The organism is Sphingomonas sp. SP5 (genome assembly GCF_058313455.1).
Genome location: NZ_JBZFLF010000002.1, coordinates 1 through 19,755 on the forward strand (window position 1 = coordinate 1; position 19,755 = coordinate 19,755).

Here is a 19,755-nt window from a genome sequence, read left to right on the forward strand (position 1 = left end):
ACGGTCACGCTGTCCGCGCCCGGGTCGGGTGGCCACCCGACCCGGGCATCCCGCTCATCGCGGAACGTCCCCTCCCTACACTCTTTCCAACAGACAATGCCGGACTCGGTCCGGCATCCACCGTGCCGCACACCCATACGCTGTTGATTTTGCGGCACGGTGGACCCCGGAACGAGTCCGGGGTGACGAAGAATACCGGGGTGGCATGCCCCTTCCCCGAAGTCGGCAGCCATCATCGCCATATGCGATAGCCCTGCCCTTTCGGGGGGGGCGCCGAAGGCGACGGAAGGGGGCGAGCGCACAACTGTGGTGGTCGCTTACCTCCCCCTCCGTCAGGCTGCGCCTGCCACCTCCCCCGGCGGGGGAGGATTGGATGGCGGTTGGTTCTGGAGCGACGTCGGGTTCGCGCGGCGGTGCATCGCGGCTATGGCGCTCCGCGGATGGTGACGCTATCCGCCGCCGTATGACCACGTCCGGCCTGCTTCCCGAAGGATTCCACGACCGCCTGCCGCCTTTCGCCGACGCCGCCGCGGCGGTCGAGGGGCGGGTGCTGGAGGCGGCGCACGGCCACGGCTACGAACGGGTCGATCCGCCGCTTGCCGAATTCGCCGACGGACTTGCCGAGCGGCTGAAGGCAGGCGCCTTGCGCGATGCGGTGCGCTTCGTCGATCCGGTCAGCCAGACGACGATGGCGATCCGGCCGGACCTGACCGCGCAGGTCGCGCGGATCGCGGCGACGCGGATGGGGCACCACCCGCGTCCCGTGCGCCTGTCCTATGCCGGTTCGGTGCTGCAGTTGCGCGCTTCGCCGCTGCAGCCGGGACGCGAGCGGCGGCAGGTGGGGGCGGAACTGATCGGCCTCGATTCGATCGCCGCGGCGCAGGAGGTGGTCGGCGTGGCGGTAGCGGGCCTCGCCGCGGCCGGCGTCGCGGGGGTATCGATCGACTTCACGCTGCCCGACCTCGTCGGCGTCCTCGCTACAGGACCGCTGCCGGTGCCGGCCGATCGCATCGCGCGGCTGCGCGAGCGGCTGGATGCCAAGGATGCCGGCGGCGTCGCCGAGATCGCGCCCGCCTATCTGCCGTTGATCGCCGCGGCGGGGCCGTTCGCAGACGCGATCGAGCGGCTGCGCGTCTTCGACACCAGCGGCGCGCTCGCGTCCCGGCTGGACGGCCTCACCCGGATCGCGGGCGAGATCGGCGAGGGGGTGACGCTGACGCTCGACCCTACCGAGCGGCACGGGTTCGAATATCAGACGTGGCTCGGCTTCTCGCTGTTCGCGCGCGGCGTCGCGCGCGAGGTGGGACGCGGCGGCACCTATACGATCGTTCACGGCGATGGACGCGAAGAGGCGGCGACCGGATTTTCGCTGTTCGCCGACCTGATCGCCGCCAATGCGGTCGCGGGCGCGCGCCGCCGCCTGTTCCTGCCCTTCGGCACGCCGCCGCAGGCCGGCGCGGCCATGCGCGCAGCAGGCTGGGTCACCGTCGCGGCGTTGGAGCCGCACGATACGCCGGAGGCGCAATTGGCGACGCACCTGTACGTCGAGGGCGAGGCGCGGGCCATGTAGCCGCTACTTTCGTGTGACATCGATCCGAAATGGACGCTAAGCTTGGGGCGGCGGCGATCCTGCCGCCATTCCGATGGGAGGCAGCCATGTCGTTTGGTGACGTGTGCCTGTTTCTTGCGGCGTTGTTCGGCTTCGGCACCCTTCTCCTGAAGGTGGTCGAAGTGTCGCGTCACAAGTAGGTGCAACGGGCGGGGAGGCGCGCGGCAACGCGTCTCCCCAAACGAAAGAACCCCCGCCACGGCAATGGCGGGGGTTCATCCAATGGCAGTGCCATGTCGTTTGGTAGGCATGGTATAGTGCATCCGGTCCGTTTTGGCAATCCACCGCCAGGCGGTTGACCCGCAGCCCGCACCCCGGTACCCGCGCCCTCGCATTTCAGGACCATCGCTCGCGCCGAGTCCTGTCGAAGGGCGCGAGGGATCAACGCCGGCAGGCGGAGACCTGTATCCATGGCCAACGTAGCAGTCATCGGCGCGCAATGGGGCGACGAGGGCAAGGGCAAGATCGTCGACTGGCTCGCCGAGCGCGCCGACATGGTGGTGCGCTTCCAGGGCGGGCATAACGCCGGCCACACGCTCGTCGTCGGCGACAACGTCTACAAGCTGTCGCTGCTGCCGTCGGGCATCGTCCGCGGCACGCCATCGGTGATCGGCAATGGCGTGGTGCTCGACCCCTGGGCGCTCAAGGCGGAGATCGAGCGGCTGGCGGGGCAGGGCGTGGCGGCGTCGCCCGAGACGCTGCGCATCGCCGACACCTGCGCGCTGATCCTGCCGCTGCACCGCGACCTCGACGGCCTGCGCGAGGATGCGAGCGGCGCAGGCAAGATCGGCACGACGCGCCGCGGCATCGGCCCGGCATATGAGGACAAGGTCGGCCGCCGCGCGATCCGCGTCTGCGATCTTGCCCATCTCGACGACCTCGGGCCGCAGCTCGACCGGCTGCTGGCGCATCACGACGCGCTGCGGGCGGGCTTCGGCGCGCCGGCGATCGATCGCGAGGGGCTGCTGGCGGAGCTGCGCGAGATCGCCGGCTTCGTGCTGCCGTTCGCCAAGCCGGTGTGGCGCGACCTCAATGCGGCGAAGGGACGCGGCAAGCGCATCCTGTTCGAAGGCGCGCAGGGCGTGCTGCTCGACGTCGATCACGGCACCTATCCGTTCGTCACCTCGTCCAACACCATCGCCGGCACCGCGGCGGGCGGATCGGGGCTGGGGCCGGCGGCGGTCGGCTTCGTGCTGGGCATCGCCAAGGCCTATACGACGCGCGTCGGATCGGGGCCGTTCCCGACGGAACTCGACGACGAGACGGGCGAGCGGCTGGGGCAGCGGGGCCATGAGTTCGGCACCGTCACGGGCCGCAAGCGGCGCTGCGGCTGGATCGACACGGTGCTGCTGCGCCAGTCGGCGGCGGTCGGCGGGATCACCGGCATCGCGCTGACCAAGATCGACGTGCTGGACGGCTTCGACCAGGTGAAGATCTGCACCGGCTATCGCCTCAACGGCGAGGAGCTCGACTATTTTCCCGCACATGCCGCCGATCAGGCCGCCGTCGAGCCGATCTACGAGGTGATGGAGGGCTGGCAGCAGTCGACCGCCGGCGCGCGCAGCTGGGCGGACCTGCCGGCGCAGGCGATCAAATACATCCGCCGGGTCGAGGAGCTGATCCGGTGCCCGGTCGCGCTGGTCTCGACCAGCCCGGAGCGCGAGGACACGATCCTGGTCCGCGATCCCTTCGCCGACTGACGGGCGCCGGGCACGAAAAAGCCGGGCGGCATCGCCACCCGGCTCTTCGTGTCCTTCGACGAGGCGCTTATTGCGGGGTAGTCGTGCCGCCGGTGGTCGTACCGCCGGTGGTGCCGCCCATGCTGCCCGTCGTCGACGTGCCGCCCATCGTGCCCGTGGTGCCACCCATCGTTCCGGTGGTCGTGCCCGTGCCGGTGCCGGTGGTGCCGCCCATCGTGTCGGGCGTACCCGTCGTCGTGCCGGTGGTGCCGTCCATCGTGCCGGTGGTGCTGCCCGTGGTGCCTCCCATGGTGCCCGTCGTCGAGCTACCCGTGGTCGAGCTGCCGCGGCGGCCGCGCTTGGTCGCCTTGCCGGACGTCGTCGTGCTGCCCGACGTGGTCGTCTGGTCGGTCGGCGAGGTGGTGGTCTGACCGCCCATCGTTCCCATGGTGCTACCCGTGGTGGAACCCGACGTGCCGCCGGTGGTCGTCTGTGCAAACGCTGCGGCCGGGATCAGCATGGCCGCTGCCATGATCGGAATGACCTTACGCATTGTTCTCTCCTGCAGAAATTGCTTGACCCCAACGGGTCGATCAGGAGAGAGTTCCCGGTTATCGCCGTCAGCGGCCCGTCTGGCCGCGATGCAGCAACGCCTGGTCGGCCAGCACCAGCGCCATCATCGCCTCCACCACCGGCACGCCGCGGATGCCGACGCAGGGGTCGTGGCGTCCCTTCGTGGCGATCTCCGCCGCTTGTCCGGAACGATCGATCGTCGGCACCGGCGTCAGGATCGAGCTGGTCGGCTTGAAGGCGACGCGCAGCCGGATCGGCTGGCCGGTGGCGATGCCGCCGGTGATGCCGCCGGCATGGTTGGCGAGGAAATCCGGCCCGTCGCTGCCGGGCCGCATCGCATCGGCATTGCCTTCCCCGGTCAGCGCCGCCGCGGCGAAGCCGTCGCCGATCTCGACGCCCTTTACCGCGTTGATGCCCATGCAGGCATGCGCCAGTTCGGCGTCGAGCTTGGCGTAGAGCGGCGCGCCCCAGCCGGCCGGAACGCTCGTCGCCTCGCACGCCACCACGGCGCCGAGCGACGATCCCGCCTTGCGCGCGCCGTCTACCAAGGCCTCCCAGCGCGTGGCGGCGGCGGGATCGGGGCAGAAGAAGGGATTGGTGTCGATCGCCGCATCGTCGAAGGCGGCATAGTCGATGGCATCGCCACCGATCGCCTCCACCCAGCCGCGGATTCGCACCTGGGGGATCACCGCACGCGCGACCGCGCCCGCCGCGACCCGCGACGCCGTCTCGCGTGCCGAGGATCGCCCGCCGCCCCGGTAATCGCGGAAGCCGTATTTGGCGTCATAGGCGTAATCGGCGTGGCCGGGGCGGTAGGCGAGCGCGACCTCCGAATAATCCTTCGATCTTTGGTCGACGTTCTCGATCATCAGGCTGATCGGCGTGCCGGTGGTGCGCCCCTCGAATACGCCGGACAGGATGCGGACCTGATCGGGTTCGCGCCGCTGCGTGGTGAAGCGCGACGTGCCGGGGCGCCGCTTGTCGAGCCACGGCTGGATATCGGCTTCCGACAGCGGCAGGCCGGGGGGGCAGCCATCGACGACCGCGCCGATCGCCGGACCATGACTCTCGCCCCAGGTGGTGAAGCGGAACAGGTGACCGAAGGAATTGAGGCTCATGCGGCGCGCGACGATGCGCGGGTCATGTCGCCGCGGCCGGCGAGGATGCCGGCGATGGATATATCCTCATCGAGTTCGTCCCAATGCAAGCCGCTCGGGCTGATCTCCACCTGTTCGCGCGCCGCCATCGACCCGTGCAGAAGGCGTGGGAACCACGCCAGCGGCACACCGATGGTCCGCCCATCTTCCAGCCGCACCCACATCTGGTCCTCATCGAACGTGACGCTAAGCGCCCGTGCCGAAATGGTCATGCCACGCTCCCTCAATCTCGTCCCGGCGCGTTTCTACGATCTTGGCAATCCATCGCTGCGTACGGGCATCGAAGCCATGGTTTCCTCATAGACCACCTCGGGATAAAGCCAAAGCTTGGCGTCGGCGCCATCCTTGTACACATGGATGTGCAGCGGCTCGCGAAGGTCGCCTTCATCGGAATAGAAATAAAAGCGATAGCCCCGCTCGCGGAAGACGACCGGCACCTACGCCAGCGCGATATCCGGTGCGTCCTCCGCCTTCATGCCGATGACGTTGTAGCCGGCGTCGACATGGTGGATCTCACCGGTGACGCCGCTCGCCAGGTCGCTGAGCATGTAGAGGCCGGCACCGCCGACGTCCTCGATGGTCACGGTGCGGCGGAGCGGGCTGTTGAGCTCGTTCCATTTGAGGATGTAGTTGAAATCGCCGATGCCGCGCGCCGCCAGCGTCTGGATGGGACCGGCCGAGATCGCGTTGACGCGGATATTCTCCGGCCCGAGATCGACGGCGAGATATTTGACGCTCGTCTCCAAGGCCGCCTTGGCGACGCCCATCACGTTGTAGTGCGGAATGACCTTTTCGGCGCCGTAATAGGTGAGGGTGAGGATCGATCCGCCCTCCGGCATCATTGCGCGCGCGCGCTTCGCCACCGCCACCAGCGAATAGGCGGAAATGTTCATCGTCATCAGGAAATTGTCGAGCGTGGTGTCGTAATAGCGGCCGCGCAGCTGCGACTTGTCGGAAAAGCCGATGGCATGGACGACGAAGTCGATCGTCGGCCATTCCGCCTTCAGCGCGTCGAACGTCGCATCGAGCGCCGCCATGTCGCTGACGTCGCAATCGAACAGGCGGGCGACGCCCAGTTGCTCGGCGAGCGGGCGTACGCGCTTCTCCATCGCCGCCCCCTGGTAGGAGAAGGCGAGTTCCGCGCCATGTTCGGACAATTGCCTGGCGATCCCCCAGGCCAGCGACTTGTCGTTCGCCAGCCCCATGATGAGACCCCGCTTGCCCGCCATCAAACCCGTCACGCCGTCTTCGCCTCCGCTATCGTCGGTGCCTCCTTTAGCGCCGGTTCCGGGGGTTCGGCTAGAGCCGCGTTGAGATGCGCGCCGAAGACGAGGCCCAGGCCGATGAGGTAGAAGAACAGCAGCATGACGACCACACCGGCCAGGCTGCCATAGGTGAGGTCGTAGCCGCCGAGCGACGACAGCACGATCGGCAGCAGCGCGGTCATGCTGATCCACCATGCCGCGGTGAACAGCGCGCCCGGCCATTTCGGACAATCGGTGTAGCGGTATTTGGACGGCGTCACCGAATAGAACAGCAGGTACAGCGCACCGTACATCACCAGCCCGGGGATGATCCGCGACAGCCCGACCCAGCCGGCCAGCCCCTCGGCGAAGGGCAGCAGGCGGTAGATGAACTGTTCGGCGGCGGTCAGGATGCCCTGCACCAGGAAGCTCATCAGCGCGATGATGACCGACAGGATGATGACGCCCGACGACGACAGCCGCGAGCGCCAGAACGGGACGCTCGCCTTCACGCCATAGGCGCGGTGGAAGATGTCGCGGATCGTCTCGACGAAGCTGCCGACCGTCCACAGCCCGACGAGGCCGCCCAGCCAGAGCAGCGAGCCCGTGCGCGCGACCAGCACGTCGGCGATCGGCTTCCTCAGGATATCGGCGACGTTGGGCGGCAGCACGTGCAGGAACGAGGTGACGGCGCGCTGCGTCTCCTCGCTCTGACCGAGCAGCGACAGCACCGCCGCCGCCGTGATGAAGAACGGAAACACCGTCATCAGCGCCAGATAGGCAAGGTTGCCGGCGTGGATGAACCCGTCGTTGAACACGCCGAGCGCGGATCGTTTCACGACCTCGATCACGGCGGGGCCCGGCTTCAGCTTGGCGAGGCGATGGCGGGCGCCGTGGCGCTGGTGCGCCCGGTCTTCGGGGGTGAGGGCAGTGGTATCGGTCACTCCGGCGTCAGACGCCCATCGCCGCCCTCGGGTTCCGCGTGTCACTCCAGCTTGCCACGAACTGTTGCAATGCTGCATCATCGGCCGGCACGTCGATCAGCAACGTCACCAGCTGGTCGCCGCGGCTGCCGTCCTTCTTGTGGAAGCCCTTGCCCTTGAGGCGCAGCGTCTTGCCGGAGGTGGTGCCCTTGGGGATGGTGAGCATCACCGGCTTGTCGACCGTGGGCACGCGCACCGGGCCGCCGGCGACCGCCTCGCCGAGCGTGATCGGCAGGTCGAGCCGCACGTCGCCGCCGTCGCGGGTGAAGAAGCGGTGGCCCTGCACCTCGATCGCGACGATCGCGTCGCCGGCACCGCCCGCGCCCTGTTCGCCCTTGCCGGTGAGCTTCATCTGCGTGCCCGTCTCGACGCCGGCGGGCAGCTTGAGGTCGATGGTCTTGCCATCGCCCAGCGTCACGCGCTGCGGGCTCAGCGTCGCTGCGTCGATGAAGGGGACCTGCAAGCGGTAGGTGATGTTGGCGCCCTTCGGCTGCGGGCGCCGGCCGAAGCCGCTGGCGAAGCCGCCGCCGCGCGCCTGGCCGCCGCCGAACAGCCCTTCGAAGATGTCGCTCATGTCGCCATCGCCGCCGCCGAATTCGAAGCCGGCGCTGCTGAAGCCGCCGCCGGGGCCTCCGGCGCGGCCGCCGGCACCCGGCCGCGCGCCGCCGCCGAAGCCGAAGGGCGAGGCGGGGTTGCCGTCGCCGTCGATCTCGCCCCGGTCGAAGCGGGCGCGCTTGTCCTTGTCGGTCAGCAGATCGTAGGCGCTCGTGACCTGGCTGAACCGTTCCGACGCCTTGGGATTGTCCTTGTTGCGATCGGGATGCAGCTCCTTGGCGAGCTTGCGATACGCTTTCTTGATGTCCGCCTCGGACGCGCCGCGGGCAACGCCCAAGGTCTGATATGGATCGGCCATTGGTTCCCCGTTGGTGTATTACGGACGTATGTGGGGGAGTGTGCGGCGCAACGCAATCGCCGGCTGCTTCGTTGAAGGGGCCGAGGAGAGCCAAGATGAGCGACAAGCAACCGATGCAGGCGATGAGCGAAGATCATAACGGCGCGAAGGACGGCGTCGGCAATCCCTCGGGCAAGTCCGACAGCGAGAGCAGCGGCGGCGCCTATCCCAATCCGCACACCGGCAAGGGCAAGCAGGACGACGTCGGCGGCGGCTTCCTGGGCCATGGCGGGCAGAGCGGCATGGATTATTCCGGCACCGGCGACGGCGATACGGACGAGGATGTCGGCAATGAGAATGCGGTGACGAAATAGGGGCAGGCGCGAGCCTGGCCGCCCTTCACGTCATCCCGACGTTCGCCGGGACCCATGGAGCCCGTGTCGCTGCTGGTTCGCGCACCATCATCCGAGCGCATTCATGGGTCCCGGCGTTCGCCGGGATGACGGATCTACTCTCGCGTCACTCCAGCGGCGCCACGTCCACGCTGACCGCCATGTCCTGCGCCTGCGACCCCAGCACGACGCCGTCGACCGGCGCGATCTCGGTATAGTCGCGGCCGACCGCCATGACGATATGGTCGCCCGCCATCCAGATCCCGTTGGTCGGATCGAGGCCGATCCAGCCACGCTCCGGCCCGCACCATAGCATCACCCAGGCGTGGGTGGCGTCGGCGCCGACCAGCCGCGCCTGGCCGGGCGGCGGGATGGTGCGGATATAGCCGCTGGCATAGGCCGCGGGCAGGCCGGCGGCGCGCAGGCCGGTGATCATGATCTGCGCGAAGTCCTGGCACACGCCCTTGCGCTTCAGGAACGCCTCGTGCGGCGGCGTGTCGACCAGCGTCGCGGTCGCATCGAAGGCGAAGTCGGCCTGGATGCGGCGGGCGAGCGCGATCCCCGCCTCCAGGCTGCCGCGTTCGGGCGCGAGGTCGGGCGCGCAATAGGCGGCGATCGCATAGTCGAGCGGGATCAGCGGCGAGGGGAACAGGTAATTGGCCGGCCCCGCCGCCGACAGGTCGCGGCTGGCGCGGGCGAGCGCGGCGATCTCGCCCAGCGTCGGATCGCCGGCGTCGGGCACCGGCACCAGCCGGTCGACCCGCATCCGCGACCGGCTCTCGATCGTCAGGTCGCGCACCGGCGTGTCGATGGTCAGCCGGGTAACGTTGGCGAGCCCGGCTTCCGCGCGTGCCGCCCGCAGCCGGCCGACCGGCTCCACGGTCAGCGCATAATCCTCCAGCTCCTGCCCCGGCCAGTCGATCGGCTGGAGGCGCAGGTTGCAGCGCGCGAAGCGGACGTTGCCGCCATAGCTGAACCGGGTGATGTGGCGGATATCGTACAGCATCACGCCAGCGTCAGCCCGACCGCGCGCAGCGGCTCGGCGCCCTGCAGGAAATAGCGGCGCGCCACCGCTTCCGACAATTGCGCCAGCCGCCGCTCGATATCGCCGAGGACGTCCTCGTCCAGGGTCGCCGCGGTGGTCATCGCCAGTGCGGCCGACAATTCGCGGCCCTGCGCCTGCTGCGCCTCCGGCATGCCGTCGTCGCTCAGCACGGGCAGGGCGCGCAGCCGCTCGCCGATCCGCTCCGCCTGATAGGCGAGGCTGCGCGGATTGTCGGGATCGAGCGCGACGAGGTCGACCACCGGCACCCGCGCGATGCCGGTCAGGTAGCGCTGGCGATAGCTGATCTGGCTGTCGGCGAGGTCGAGCAGGGTGGAGAGGTCGTCCGCGGTCGCGCCCGGCATGCCGAACAGGCGCAGCGCGCGCGCCATCGCCATCGCCCGCTCCACCCGCCGGCCGAGATCGTGGAACCGCCACGCCGCGGTGCGCCCCATATGCTCGGCGGACAGGCCGGCGATCGCGACATAGCGGCGCTGGAGCGAGCCCGCCCGGTCGAGCATGCCGCGATGCGTGGGGAAGGGCGCTTCCAGCAGCCGCACCATGTCCGCCGACAGCCGGTCGCGCGATCCGTCGCCGATGCCGCGGGCCAGGCGGTTGATCGTGGCGATCGAATGCCAGCCTTCATCCTCCATCGCGGTGCGGGCGAAGGCGGTGAGATCGCTGCGGCGGAGCGAGGCGGGTTGCGGCGCCGCCCCGCCGCCGACGAGCAGGCCGACGAGCTTGCCGACCGTCGCGCTCGACAGCGCCGCGCCGCCATCCGCATCGATCGAATTGCCCAGCATCACGCGAATCGCCGCGAGCAGCGCCTCGCCGCGTTCGAGGTAGCGGCCGAGCCAGTAGAAATTGTCGGCGACCCGGCTCGGCAGCGTGCCGGGATTGCGGCGGACGTGATGCGAATCCGGCGCGGGCAGCAGCGAGACGGGCGCCACCGCCTCCGCCCCGTGGATGCACACGTCGGCCGACCACGTGCCCTCACCGAGCACGCTCGCCCGCGGATCGCTCGCCTCGCCGATGCGGGCGAAGCCGCCGGGCAGCACCGTCCAGCCGCCGCTCGCATCGCGCGCCGCAAAGACGCGCAGGGTGAACGGGCGCGGTTCCAGCGCATCGCCGATCACCACCGGCATGGTCGACAGGCGCACGATCTCCTGCCCGACATAATCCTGCGGCCGGCGCGCCATGTCGGCGAGCAGCGCATCGCGCTGCCCCGCGTCGAGCTCGCCGCCGTGCACCGTCCGCCCGCCCGGCAGGCCGAGCGGCACCGGGCCGAAGGCGGCGCCGATCAGCATCCGGTCGAAATCCTCCTCGACGCGCAGCCGCTCGCCCGGCTGGCCGCACCACCAGGTGGCGATATTGGGCAGGTGCAGGCTTTCGCCGAGCAGCCGCGTCGCCAGCTGCGGCAGGAACGCGCCGAACGCCGGCGCCTCCAGCACGCCCGCGCCCGGTGCGTTGGCGAGCACGACATTGCCCGCGGCATAGGCGTCGATCAGCCCGGCGACCCCGATCTGCGAATGCGAATCGAAGGCGAGCGGATCGAGCAGCCGCGGATCGACCCGCCGCCACAGCGCATCGACCCGCTTGAGGCCGCCGATGGTGCGGACGTAGAGCGTATCCTCCAGCGCGGCGAGATCGGCGCCCTCGACCAGCAGCAGGCCGAGATAGCGGGCGAGATGCGCCTGTTCGGGGTAGCTGGGATTGAACCGGCCGGGGGTCAGCAGGCCGATGCGCGGATCCGACCGCCGGCACAATGCGGCGATGCCGGCGCGAAAGGCGGCGAAGAAGGGGGCATGCCGCTGTACGTTGAGCCGGGCCTGCAGCCCGCGCAGCGTGCGATTGATCGCCAGCCGGTTCTCCAGCGCATAGCCGGCACCGGCCGGGGCGCGCAGATGATCGGCGAGCACGCGCCATTCGCCGGTCGGCCCGCGGCCGAGATCGACGGCGATGAAATGGAGGTGGCGCCCGCCCGGCGGCTGCAGCCCGACCATCGGCCGCAGGAAATAGGGGCTGCCGGTCACCAGCGCGGCGGGGATCATGCCGCGTTCGACGAGGCGGCCGGGGCCGTAGAGATCGGCGATCACCGTCTCCATCAGCTCGGCCCGCTGCACCACGCCGCGGCTGATCGCCGCCCATTCGCCCGCCCCGATCAGCAGGGGCACCGGCGAGACCGGCCACGGCCGCTCGTCCGCCTCGCCGATGATGCGGAAGCCCATGCCGATATCGGCGGCATGCCGGCGGACGCGCTCGCGGACATGGTCGAGATCGTGGGAGGCGACCGTCGCCAGCTCTTCCAGCATCGCCGCCCAGGCGGGATCGTCGCCGTCGCACAGCACGTCGCCGCTGGTCGCGCGCGCGCAATAATCGGCGATCCACCGCCGGGCCTGCGTATCCGCATCGAACAGGGGCGCAGCCTGCGTCGCCATGACCGTCAGCACGTCACCCCGTTGAACCCGCCGTGCACCGTGTCGGCATGTGGAGTGCGGCGCAACCCCAAAGTCCTGCGTGGCGAGGTGGTATTGCGCCTACATTCCTCCCTCGCCTTAGCGGGGGAGGGGGACCGCGGCCGAAGGCCGTGGTGGAGGGGGCGTTTCCGCAACTACGACGTTCGCCGCTGACCTCCCCCTCCGTCACCGCTACGCGGCGCCACCTCCCCCTGGCGGGGGAGGAATCTTCAGCGATTCGGCACACAAAGATTTAGGGCGGCTTGTGGTGCGGGATGATCGGCGTGTCGCTCCGTCACACATCCGGCAGCACCTGGTCCGCCACGCCCCAGCCCGCCAACGCGCGGGAGGTGGCGCGTTGCAGCAGTTCGGCGCCGTCCCGCACGGTCCAGCGCGCCGCGGTGTCGATGTCGCGCAGTTCGGTCCACGACACCGGGGCCGCCACCGGCGCACCGGCGCGGGCGCGGGCGGAATAGGGCATGATCGCGGTGCTGCCGCGCTGGTTGCGCAGATAGTCGATGAAGATGCGGCCCTTGCGCTTCGCCTTGGTCATCACCGCGACGAACCGCTCCGGCTCCGCCGCCGCCAGCGCGCGGGCGAAGCGGTCGGCGAAGTCCTTCACCGCCGGCCATTCGGCCTGCGGCGTGAGCGGCACGACGACGTGAATGCCCTTGCCGCCCGACAGCAACGGGAAGCTGGCAAGGCCGATCTCCGCCAGCTGCGCCGAGACGTGCTCGGCCGCACGTTTGGTGTCGGCGAAGTCCAGCCCTTCGTCGGGATCGAGGTCGATCACCAGCCGGTCGGGCTGTTCGAGTGCGTCGATCCGCGATCCCCAGCCGTGGAACTCGATCGTTCCCATCTGCACGCAGGCGACGAGGCCGTCGGCATCGTCGACCCACAGATAGGGTTCCACCGACCCGTCCTTCTCGCGCACGTCGACATGATGCACGTGTTCGCCGAAGCTGCCCGCGTCATGCTTCTGGAAGAAGCAGGCGCGCGCCCGGCCTTGCGGGCAGCGCACCAGGCTGACCGGCCGCTGCCCGGCCCAGGGCAGCATGATCGGCGCCACCGCGGTGTAGTAATCCGCCAGCTCGCCCTTGGTGACGGTGCTGTCGGGAAAGATCACGCGGTCGCGGTTGCTGACCTTGACGTGCACCGCCGGCGCTTCGGGAGCCGGTTCGGGGATTTCCGCCACGACCTCCCCGGCCGGCTTGTCGCCGCGCAGGCCGATGAAGCTCGGGTGGCGCAGCACCTTGTCCGGCGTCACTTCGGTAAAGGCGATCTCCGCGACCAGTTCGGGCCGCACCCAGCGCGCGCCGCGCAGCGCCGCCTTGAACGGCTTGATGCTGGCGGCCTCGACCGATGGCGCATCCACCGCCAGTGCCGCCATGCGCTCGGCAAGATCGTCCATCGTCGCATGGTCGAAGCCGGTGCCGACCTTTCCCGCATAGCGATAGCCCTTGCCCTCGCGCACGCCGAGCAGCAGCGACTTGAAGCCGCGGTTCTTGTCCGACCGCGTCCAGCCGACAATGACGAATTCCTGCCGCTGGATGCACTTGGTCTTGAGCCACGCCCGGGTCCGGCCGCCGGCATAAGGCGCGTCGGCGCGCTTGGAAACCACGCCCTCCAGCCCTTCGCGACACATCGTCTCGAACAGCTGCTCGCCCGCGCCGAGGACGTGTTCCGCGAACTGGATGCGCTCGCCGCCGGGGATCACTGCGCGCAGCCGCTCCTTGCGCGCGACGGTGGACAGGCCGGTCAGGTCCTCGCCATCGACCGCCAGCAGGTCGAAGGCAAACAGCGTCATCGCGCCGGCATTGCCGATCGCGTCCTTCAGCGTCGAGAAATCCGGCCGGCCATCCTTGAAGGCGACGATCTCGCCATCGATCAGCGCCGTGTCCACCGGCAGCGCAGCGGCGGCCTCGGCGATCGCGGCGAACTTGTCCGTCCAGTCGAGGCCGCTGCGGGTGTAGACCTTGGCCTCGCCACCGGCGACGGCGACGAGGGCGCGGTAGCCGTCGTATTTGACCTCGTGCAGCCAGCCAGAGCCGGCGGGCACACTGTCGACGAGGGTGCAGAGCTGGAGCGCGGGCAAGTCCTCCCCGTGCCGGGGAGGATTTCGCCCGCTTCCCCTCGGCGATCTCCGCCATCGTCCGGCCGGTCGCGACGCTGGTCAGCGCCTCTTCGGTCAGCGTGTCGGTGCCGCCTGCATGGCCATCGTCGATCTTGCGCAGCAGCCAGTTCTCGGCCCGTTCCTTGCCGCGCGGTTTCAGGCGGATCAGCAGCCATTCGCCCTTCATCCGCTCGCCATCGAGCGTGAAGTGGAGGTGTCCCTTGTCCAGATCCCTCGCCGATTTGCCGGCGATCGGCGCCCAGGTGCCGCGGTCCCACAGCATCACCGTGCCGCCGCCATATTCGCCCTGGGGGATCGTCCCTTCGAACGTCGCATAGGACAAGGGGTGATCCTCCGTCCGCACCGCCAGCCGCTTCTCGTCCGGGTCGAGGCTGGGGCCGCGTGTCACCGCCCAGCTCTTGAGGACGCCGTCCACCTCCAGCCGGAAATCCCAGTGCAGGCGCGTCGCGTCGTGCTTCTGCACCATGAAGCGCGCCTGTCCTGAGCCTGGCGAAGGGCCGTGGCCCGGCTCCAGCGTGCCGGCGGGCTCCGCGGTCTTGCCGAAATCGCGCTTGGCATTGTAGCGGGCGAGCGGATCGGCCTCAGGCACGTTTCTTCGCCGGCGCCTTGCGGGGTGCGGCCTTCTTCTTGGCGGGCGCCGCCGTGGTCGCGGCGCCGCCGGATTTCTCCATCGACTTCTTCAGCGCGGCCATCAGGTCGACGACGTTGCTGCCCGACTTGGCATTGCCGTCGTCCTTGTCCTCGATCACCTTGCGCCCCTTCGCCTTGCGCTTGCGCTCGACGAGGTCCTTCAGCGCATCGACGTAGCGGTCGTGGAATTCCTGCGGGTCGAAGGCGGCGGTCTTCTTGTCGATCAGCGCCTCGGCGAGGTCGAGCAGCTCGGCGTCGGGCTTGGCATCCGGAATCTCGCGGAAATAGCCCTGCGCCTTGTTGACCTCGTCGGCGTAGCGCAGCGTCTCCAGCACCATGCCGCGCCCGCAGGGCTTCAGGCTGACGACATATTCGCGGCCGCGCATCGCCAGCTGGCCCAGCCCGACCTTCTTGGTCCGCCGCAGCGCCTCGCGCAGCACGATGAACGCTTCCTCGGCAAGGTCGTCGGCGGGGACGACGAAATAGGGCTTTTCATAGTACAGCACCGGGATCTCGCTCGCGTCGACGAACTGCGTCAGCTCCAGCGTCTTCTTCGATTCCAGTTTCACCGCGTCAATCTCGTCCTGCTCCAGCAGCACGAATTCGCCCTTGGACACCTCATAGCCCTTCATGATCTCGTCGGTGTCGACCGGGCCGACGCCGGTGACGACCTTTTCGTAATGGATCGGCTTGCCGGTCGGTTCGTGGATCTGCTTGAACGCGACGGTCGCGCCGCTCTTGGTCGCCGAATAGATTTCGACGGGGATCGACACGAGGGCGAGCCGGATCTGTCCTTGCCAATAGGCGCGTGCGGGCATGAGCGTCTTTCCGTTGCGGAAGCGATTCAATTCGCGGGAGAAAGAGTCGTTCCGCCAATTCCTCCCCGGCACGGGGAGGGGGACCGCTCGCCGAAGGCGAGTGGTGGAGGGGCGGTGCCACAAGCATGACGTTCGCAGCTGACCTCCCCCTCCGTCACCGCTTCGCGGCGCCACCTCCCCCTGGCGGGGGAGGACTGTGACAGGCAGGGCATTTGCGCTAAGGACCCGGTCATGGCCGACGATCCTTTCGCTCTGTTCGATGCCTGGTACGCGGAGGCGCGGGACAGCGAGCCCAACGATCCCAATGCGATGGCGCTCGCCACCGTCGATGCCGCGGGGCAACCGTCGGTGCGGATGGTGCTGCTGAAGGGCCATGGCCCCGACGGCTTCGTCTTCTACACCAACCGCGAAAGCCGCAAGGCGGCCGATCTGGCCGCGGTGCCCAAGGCGGCGCTGCTGTTCCACTGGAAGTCGCTGCGCCGCCAGGTGCGGATCGAAGGCGCGGTGCAATGGGCGACCGACGCCGAATCGGATGCCTATTTCGCCAGCCGCGGCCGCGATTCGCAGCTCGGCGCCTGGGCGTCCGACCAGTCGCGCCCCCTCGCTGCGCGTGCGACCTTCGAGGAACGGTTCGCAGCGGCCAAGGCGCGGTTCGATGGCGGCGACGTGCCGCGGCCGCCGCATTGGGGCGGCTATCGCGTGACGCCGCACGCCATCGAATTCTGGCAGGACCGCGCGCACCGCCTGCACGAACGGCGGCTGTTCACCCGCACCGGCGAACATGGGGGTGACGGCTGGGCCGAAGGATTGCTCTACCCATGACCCGCGACGAACAGCGCCGGTTTCTGCCGCTGGCGACGCGCGCCGCGCTCGCCAGTGTGGCGATGGCGTGCTTCCTGCTCGCGCTCAAGAGCTTCGCCGCGTGGCAGACCGGGTCGGTGGCGATGCTGGGCAGCCTCGCCGACACCGCGCTCGACCTGCTCGCCAGCCTGGTGACGCTGTACGGCGTGCGCCTCGCCGCGACGCCGGCCGATCACGACCACCGCTTCGGCCATGGCAAGGCGGAGGCGCTGGCGGCGCTGTTCCAGGTCGCGCTCATCACTGCCTCGGCCGGCGCCATCGCCTGGCGCGCGATCGTGGCGCTGGGGCAGAACGGGCCGACCGCCGACGCCGATTTCGGCATCACCGTGTCGATCGTCGCCATCCTCGCGACGGTGGTGCTGCTCTGGTACCAGCGCAGCATCATCCGCCAGACCGGATCGGTCGCGATCATGGCGGACAACGTCCATTACCAGTCGGACGTGCTGCTCAACGGCTCGGTGATCCTGGCGCTGGTGCTCGATCAATATGTCGGGCTGCACAAGGCGGACCCGGTGCTCGGCATCGCCATCGCGCTGTGGCTCGCCTGGGGCGCGTTCCAGGCATCGTCCAACGCGATCGACCAGCTGATGGACAAGGAATGGCCGGAGGACCAGCGCGCCGCCTTCCTCGACGTCGCCGCGCGCCAGCCGGGCCTCAAGGGCATTCACGATTTCCGCACGCGCCGCTCGGGCAGCCACGATTTCGCGCAGTTCCACATGGAGGTCGATCGCAACCTGACGGTCGGCGCGGCGCACGACATCGTCGAGGCGGTGGAGCACAACCTGCGCCGCACCTTCCCCAAGGTCGAGGTGCTGATCCACCTCGACCCGGAAGGCCATGTCGATACCGACAATCCGCTGGTCGAGGCGGACGTCACCCCCCATTGGTTCGGGAAACGCCTGTGAGGTTCGCAACGTGAGAATCCCCTTCGCCCAGATCGATGCCTTCGCGGAGCGCGCGTTCGGCGGCAATCCCGCCGCGGTGATGCCGCTGTCGGCATGGCCCGAGGATGCCGTGCTGCAGAACATCGCGTCCGAGAACAATCTGAGCGAGACGGCCTTCCTCGTGCCGCATCAGGGCGATGCGGCGGATTTCGACCTGCGCTGGTTCACGCCGGCGGCGGAGGTGGCGCTGTGCGGCCATGCGACGCTGGCGAGCGGGCATTTCGTGCTGTCGTCGGACGAGGACCGCCACGCGGTGCGCTTCCAGACCCGGCAGGCCGGCGTGCTGGAGGTGGCACGCGAGGGCGATCGCTATCGCATGGCGCTGCCCGCCTGGGGGCCGGCGCCCAGGCCGCTGGACGCGATCGTCGCCGCGCTCGGCGTCGAGGCGGTGGAGACGCTGTGGCACGACAAGGGCTATGCGCTGGTCATCGTCGCCGACGAGGCCGCGGTCCGCGCCGCCCGCCCAGACGACCGTGCGCTCGCCGCTCTGGGGCCGATCGTCGCGATCGTGGCGGCACGGGGCGAGGCGACGGATATCGTCAGCCGCGTGTTCACCGCCTATTACGATATCCCCGAAGACCCGGTCACCGGCTCCGCCCATGCGGTGATGGTGCCCTATTGGGCCGAAAAGCTCGGGCGCGACCGCTTCACCGCCTATCAGGCGAGCCGCCGCGGCGGGCTCATCACCTGCGCGCTGGAGGGGGACCGCGTGATCCTGGGCGGCGCCTGCGTCACGGTGATCGAGGGCACGTTCCTGCTGCCGTAAGGGGTTCCCCCTCACTTCCCCCGTCATCCCGGCGAACGCCGGGACCCATGGATGCCAGTGTGTCGGCGTCGGCGCGCACCGTCGGCCGCCCGCCTCCATGGGTCCCGACTTGCGTCGGGATGACGGAGGGGCGGGATGGGGGCAGGGGGCTCAAGTCTCACCTGTGCGGCCCGGCACGGATGGCTCCGTGAAGCCTACCGCCCCCGGCCCCTGGTCATCGGATCGGGCTTCTTCGGCTTCACCCAGCCGTCCGGCGGTGCGACGCGCTGGCGGCTGGTGCCGAGGCCCATCGCGCCGGGCTGCTGGCGGTCCAGCCCGGCCGGGTCGGCATCGGCGTCGCCGCCGCTGCGCAACAGGCTGATCCGGTCGCGCAGCCGCCCCGCCGTCTCGAAATCGAGCGCCGCCGCCGCAGCCTCCATCTCGGCCTGCAAGGCGGCGATCGAGACGGTCATGCCGCCTCGGCCACCCGCGCCGGTTCGGTCGCGGCGATCCAGCCGCCGCCGAGCACCCGCTCGCCGGCATAGAGCACCGCCGCCTGTCCCGGCGCGACGCCATATTCGGGCGCGTCGAACAGCAGGCGGTCGCCATCGAGCAGCGCCGGCACCGGCTTCGCCATCGAGCGGACCTTGGCGGTCAGCGGCCCGCGATGGTCGCCGCCGATCCAGTTCAGCCCGTTGATCCGCGCCGCCGCCACCGCCAGTGCCGCGCGCGGGCCGACCACCACCTGCCGCGTCGACGCATCCACCCGCACGACGTACAACGGTTCGGGGCTGCCGCCGATCTCCAGCCCGCGCCGCTGGCCGACGGTGAAGTGGATGATGCCGCGGTGCCTGCCGAGCGTCTTGCCGGACAGGTCGACGATATCGCCCGCCGTATCCGCCTCCGGCCTCAGCTTGCGGACGAGGCCGGCATAATCGCCGTCGGGGACGAAGCAGATGTCCTGGCTGTCAGGCTTGGCGGCGACGCCGAGGCCGAGCTCCGCGGCGATTGCGCGCACCCGCGTCTTGGGCAGCGCACCCAAGGGGAAGCGGAGATATTCCAGCTGCGCCTGCGTCGTCGCGAACAGGAAATAGCTCTGGTCGCGCGCCGGATCGGCACCACGGTGCAGCTCGGCGCCCGCCGGTCCTGCCACCCGCTGCACGTAATGGCCCGTCGCCAGGCAATCGGCGCCGAGGTCGCGGGAAAGGTTCAGCAGGTCGGTGAACTTCGGCCCGGTGTTGCACTGGACGCACGGGATCGGCGTCTGCCCGGCGAGATAGGCGTCGGCGAACGTATCGACCACCGTCTCGCGAAAGCGGCTTTCGTGGTCGAACACGTAATGCGCAATGCCCAGCCGGTCGCACACCGCGCGCGCATCGCGGATGTCGCGCCCCGCGCAGCAGCTGCCGCTGCGCCCCGTCGCCTCGCCATGATCGTAGAGCTGGAGCGTGACGCCGATCGTCTCCGCGCCGGTCTGCGCGGCGAGCGCGGCGACCACCGAACTGTCGACGCCGCCCGACATCGCCACCACGATCCGCTTCGCGCGCGCCTCGCCGCCCAGCTGGAAATCCACGTCTGCCATGCCGCGCTACATAG

The 19,755-nt window shown here is 69.6% G+C and carries 19 protein-coding genes and 1 pseudogene; 7 read left to right on the top strand and 13 right to left on the bottom strand.

Annotation, left to right across the window (positions count from 1 at the left end):
* Positions 1-463 precede the first annotated feature (463 nt).
* The 3 genes from AC4GY7_RS03770 (at position 464) to AC4GY7_RS03780 (ending at position 3,309) form a co-directional block, all read left to right on the top strand.
* Positions 464-1,570 carry an ATP phosphoribosyltransferase regulatory subunit gene (locus AC4GY7_RS03770; RefSeq protein WP_491112086.1) on the top strand — a complete coding sequence of 369 codons (1,107 nt, stop codon included), beginning with the start codon at positions 464-466 and terminating at the stop codon, positions 1,568-1,570.
* Between the two features lie 29 nt (positions 1,571-1,599).
* Positions 1,600-1,749: a hypothetical protein gene (locus tag AC4GY7_RS03775; protein WP_491112087.1), complete on the top strand. Its 150-nt coding sequence runs from the start codon at positions 1,600-1,602 to the stop codon at positions 1,747-1,749.
* A gap of 270 nt (positions 1,750-2,019) precedes the next feature.
* Positions 2,020-3,309, top strand: coding sequence for an adenylosuccinate synthase (locus AC4GY7_RS03780; protein WP_491112088.1), 1,290 nt, complete (start codon positions 2,020-2,022; stop codon positions 3,307-3,309).
* A gap of 67 nt (positions 3,310-3,376) precedes the next feature.
* Here AC4GY7_RS03780 and AC4GY7_RS03785 read toward each other — a convergent pair whose 3' ends face one another.
* The 7 genes from AC4GY7_RS03785 to AC4GY7_RS03815 form a co-directional block, all read right to left on the bottom strand.
* Positions 3,377-3,841 carry a hypothetical protein gene (locus AC4GY7_RS03785; RefSeq protein WP_443585273.1) on the bottom strand — a complete coding sequence of 155 codons (465 nt, stop codon included), beginning with the start codon at positions 3,839-3,841 and terminating at the stop codon, positions 3,377-3,379.
* A 67-nt stretch (positions 3,842-3,908) separates the two neighbouring features.
* Complete coding sequence (gene aroC / locus AC4GY7_RS03790) at positions 3,909-4,979, bottom strand: chorismate synthase (protein WP_491112089.1); 1,071 nt, start codon at positions 4,977-4,979, stop codon at positions 3,909-3,911.
* Positions 4,976-5,230: a DUF2442 domain-containing protein gene (locus tag AC4GY7_RS03795; RefSeq protein ID WP_443585275.1), complete on the bottom strand. Its 255-nt coding sequence runs from the start codon at positions 5,228-5,230 to the stop codon at positions 4,976-4,978. The genes aroC and AC4GY7_RS03795 overlap by 4 nt, the downstream gene beginning before the upstream one ends.
* Before the next feature lie 33 nt (positions 5,231-5,263).
* Positions 5,264-5,455, bottom strand: a complete 192-nt coding sequence (locus AC4GY7_RS03800; RefSeq protein ID WP_491112090.1) for a DUF4160 domain-containing protein — start codon at positions 5,453-5,455, stop codon at positions 5,264-5,266.
* Positions 5,456-6,259, bottom strand: coding sequence for an enoyl-ACP reductase FabI (gene fabI / locus AC4GY7_RS03805; RefSeq protein WP_491112091.1), 804 nt, complete (start codon positions 6,257-6,259; stop codon positions 5,456-5,458). It abuts the gene before it with no gap.
* Positions 6,256-7,206 (bottom strand): YihY/virulence factor BrkB family protein, encoded by a 951-nt coding sequence (locus tag AC4GY7_RS03810; RefSeq protein WP_491112092.1) that lies wholly within the window; start codon positions 7,204-7,206, stop codon positions 6,256-6,258. Before AC4GY7_RS03810 ends, fabI begins: the two co-directional genes overlap by 4 nt.
* A 7-nt stretch (positions 7,207-7,213) precedes the next feature.
* Positions 7,214-8,158: a DnaJ C-terminal domain-containing protein gene (locus AC4GY7_RS03815; RefSeq protein WP_491112093.1), complete on the bottom strand. Its 945-nt coding sequence runs from the start codon at positions 8,156-8,158 to the stop codon at positions 7,214-7,216.
* A 95-nt stretch (positions 8,159-8,253) separates the two neighbouring features.
* On the opposite strand from AC4GY7_RS03815, the gene AC4GY7_RS03820 reads away from it, so the two are divergent.
* Positions 8,254-8,511 carry a hypothetical protein gene (locus AC4GY7_RS03820; RefSeq protein ID WP_491112094.1) on the top strand — a complete coding sequence of 86 codons (258 nt, stop codon included), beginning with the start codon at positions 8,254-8,256 and terminating at the stop codon, positions 8,509-8,511.
* Between the two features lie 145 nt (positions 8,512-8,656).
* Here AC4GY7_RS03820 and AC4GY7_RS03825 read toward each other — a convergent pair whose 3' ends face one another.
* From AC4GY7_RS03825 to ku, 4 genes and pseudogenes are all read right to left on the bottom strand, one after another.
* Positions 8,657-9,535 (bottom strand): transglutaminase family protein, encoded by an 879-nt coding sequence (locus AC4GY7_RS03825; RefSeq protein WP_491112095.1) that lies wholly within the window; start codon positions 9,533-9,535, stop codon positions 8,657-8,659.
* Positions 9,535-12,009, bottom strand: coding sequence for a circularly permuted type 2 ATP-grasp protein (locus AC4GY7_RS03830; protein WP_491112794.1), 2,475 nt, complete (start codon positions 12,007-12,009; stop codon positions 9,535-9,537). The genes AC4GY7_RS03825 and AC4GY7_RS03830 overlap by 1 nt, the downstream gene beginning before the upstream one ends.
* 313 nt (positions 12,010-12,322) lie before the next feature.
* Positions 12,323-14,750: pseudogene (gene ligD, locus AC4GY7_RS03835) on the bottom strand (DNA ligase D).
* A complete protein-coding gene (ku, locus tag AC4GY7_RS03840) occupies positions 14,743-15,609 on the bottom strand; it encodes a non-homologous end joining protein Ku (RefSeq protein WP_491112096.1) in 867 nt (288 codons plus the stop codon). The pseudogene ligD and the gene ku overlap by 8 nt, the downstream one beginning before the upstream one ends.
* Positions 15,610-15,840: 231 nt before the next feature.
* Between ku and pdxH the strand changes: the two genes are divergently transcribed.
* The 3 genes from pdxH to AC4GY7_RS03855 are packed head-to-tail and all read left to right on the top strand — an operon-like array spanning position 15,841 to position 18,180.
* Positions 15,841-16,431 (top strand): pyridoxamine 5'-phosphate oxidase, encoded by a 591-nt coding sequence (gene pdxH / locus AC4GY7_RS03845; protein ID WP_491112097.1) that lies wholly within the window; start codon positions 15,841-15,843, stop codon positions 16,429-16,431.
* Complete coding sequence (locus AC4GY7_RS03850) at positions 16,428-17,375, top strand: cation diffusion facilitator family transporter (RefSeq protein WP_491112098.1); 948 nt, start codon at positions 16,428-16,430, stop codon at positions 17,373-17,375. The genes pdxH and AC4GY7_RS03850 overlap by 4 nt, the downstream gene beginning before the upstream one ends.
* Positions 17,376-17,385: 10 nt before the next feature.
* A complete protein-coding gene (locus tag AC4GY7_RS03855; RefSeq protein ID WP_491112099.1) occupies positions 17,386-18,180 on the top strand; it encodes a PhzF family phenazine biosynthesis protein in 795 nt (264 codons plus the stop codon).
* A 194-nt stretch (positions 18,181-18,374) separates the two neighbouring features.
* Here the strand turns inward: AC4GY7_RS03855 and AC4GY7_RS03860 are convergent, their stop codons facing one another.
* Complete coding sequence (locus tag AC4GY7_RS03860; RefSeq protein WP_491112100.1) at positions 18,375-18,632, bottom strand: UvrB/UvrC motif-containing protein; 258 nt, start codon at positions 18,630-18,632, stop codon at positions 18,375-18,377.
* Positions 18,629-19,741, bottom strand: a complete 1,113-nt coding sequence (gene mnmA / locus AC4GY7_RS03865; RefSeq protein WP_491112101.1) for a tRNA 2-thiouridine(34) synthase MnmA — start codon at positions 19,739-19,741, stop codon at positions 18,629-18,631. The genes AC4GY7_RS03860 and mnmA overlap by 4 nt, the downstream gene beginning before the upstream one ends.
* Positions 19,742-19,755: the final 14 nt, after the last annotated feature.

Coding starts and splice junctions, on each gene's coding strand:
- AC4GY7_RS03770 (WP_491112086.1), top strand. CDS start 464: ATGACCACGTCCGGCCTGCTTCCCGAAGGATTCCACGACCGCCTGCCG.
- AC4GY7_RS03775 (WP_491112087.1), top strand. CDS start 1,600: ATGGACGCTAAGCTTGGGGCGGCGGCGATCCTGCCGCCATTCCGATGG.
- AC4GY7_RS03780 (WP_491112088.1), top strand. CDS start 2,020: ATGGCCAACGTAGCAGTCATCGGCGCGCAATGGGGCGACGAGGGCAAG.
- AC4GY7_RS03785 (WP_443585273.1), bottom strand. CDS start 3,841: ATGCGTAAGGTCATTCCGATCATGGCAGCGGCCATGCTGATCCCGGCC.
- aroC (WP_491112089.1), bottom strand. CDS start 4,979: ATGAGCCTCAATTCCTTCGGTCACCTGTTCCGCTTCACCACCTGGGGC.
- AC4GY7_RS03795 (WP_443585275.1), bottom strand. CDS start 5,230: ATGACCATTTCGGCACGGGCGCTTAGCGTCACGTTCGATGAGGACCAG.
- AC4GY7_RS03815 (WP_491112093.1), bottom strand. CDS start 8,158: ATGGCCGATCCATATCAGACCTTGGGCGTTGCCCGCGGCGCGTCCGAG.
- AC4GY7_RS03820 (WP_491112094.1), top strand. CDS start 8,254: ATGAGCGACAAGCAACCGATGCAGGCGATGAGCGAAGATCATAACGGC.
- AC4GY7_RS03825 (WP_491112095.1), bottom strand. CDS start 9,535: ATGCTGTACGATATCCGCCACATCACCCGGTTCAGCTATGGCGGCAAC.
- AC4GY7_RS03830 (WP_491112794.1), bottom strand. CDS start 12,009: ATGGCGACGCAGGCTGCGCCCCTGTTCGATGCGGATACGCAGGCCCGG.
- ku (WP_491112096.1), bottom strand. CDS start 15,609: ATGCCCGCACGCGCCTATTGGCAAGGACAGATCCGGCTCGCCCTCGTG.
- pdxH (WP_491112097.1), top strand. CDS start 15,841: ATGGCCGACGATCCTTTCGCTCTGTTCGATGCCTGGTACGCGGAGGCG.
- AC4GY7_RS03850 (WP_491112098.1), top strand. CDS start 16,428: ATGACCCGCGACGAACAGCGCCGGTTTCTGCCGCTGGCGACGCGCGCC.
- AC4GY7_RS03860 (WP_491112100.1), bottom strand. CDS start 18,632: ATGACCGTCTCGATCGCCGCCTTGCAGGCCGAGATGGAGGCTGCGGCG.
- mnmA (WP_491112101.1), bottom strand. CDS start 19,741: ATGGCAGACGTGGATTTCCAGCTGGGCGGCGAGGCGCGCGCGAAGCGG.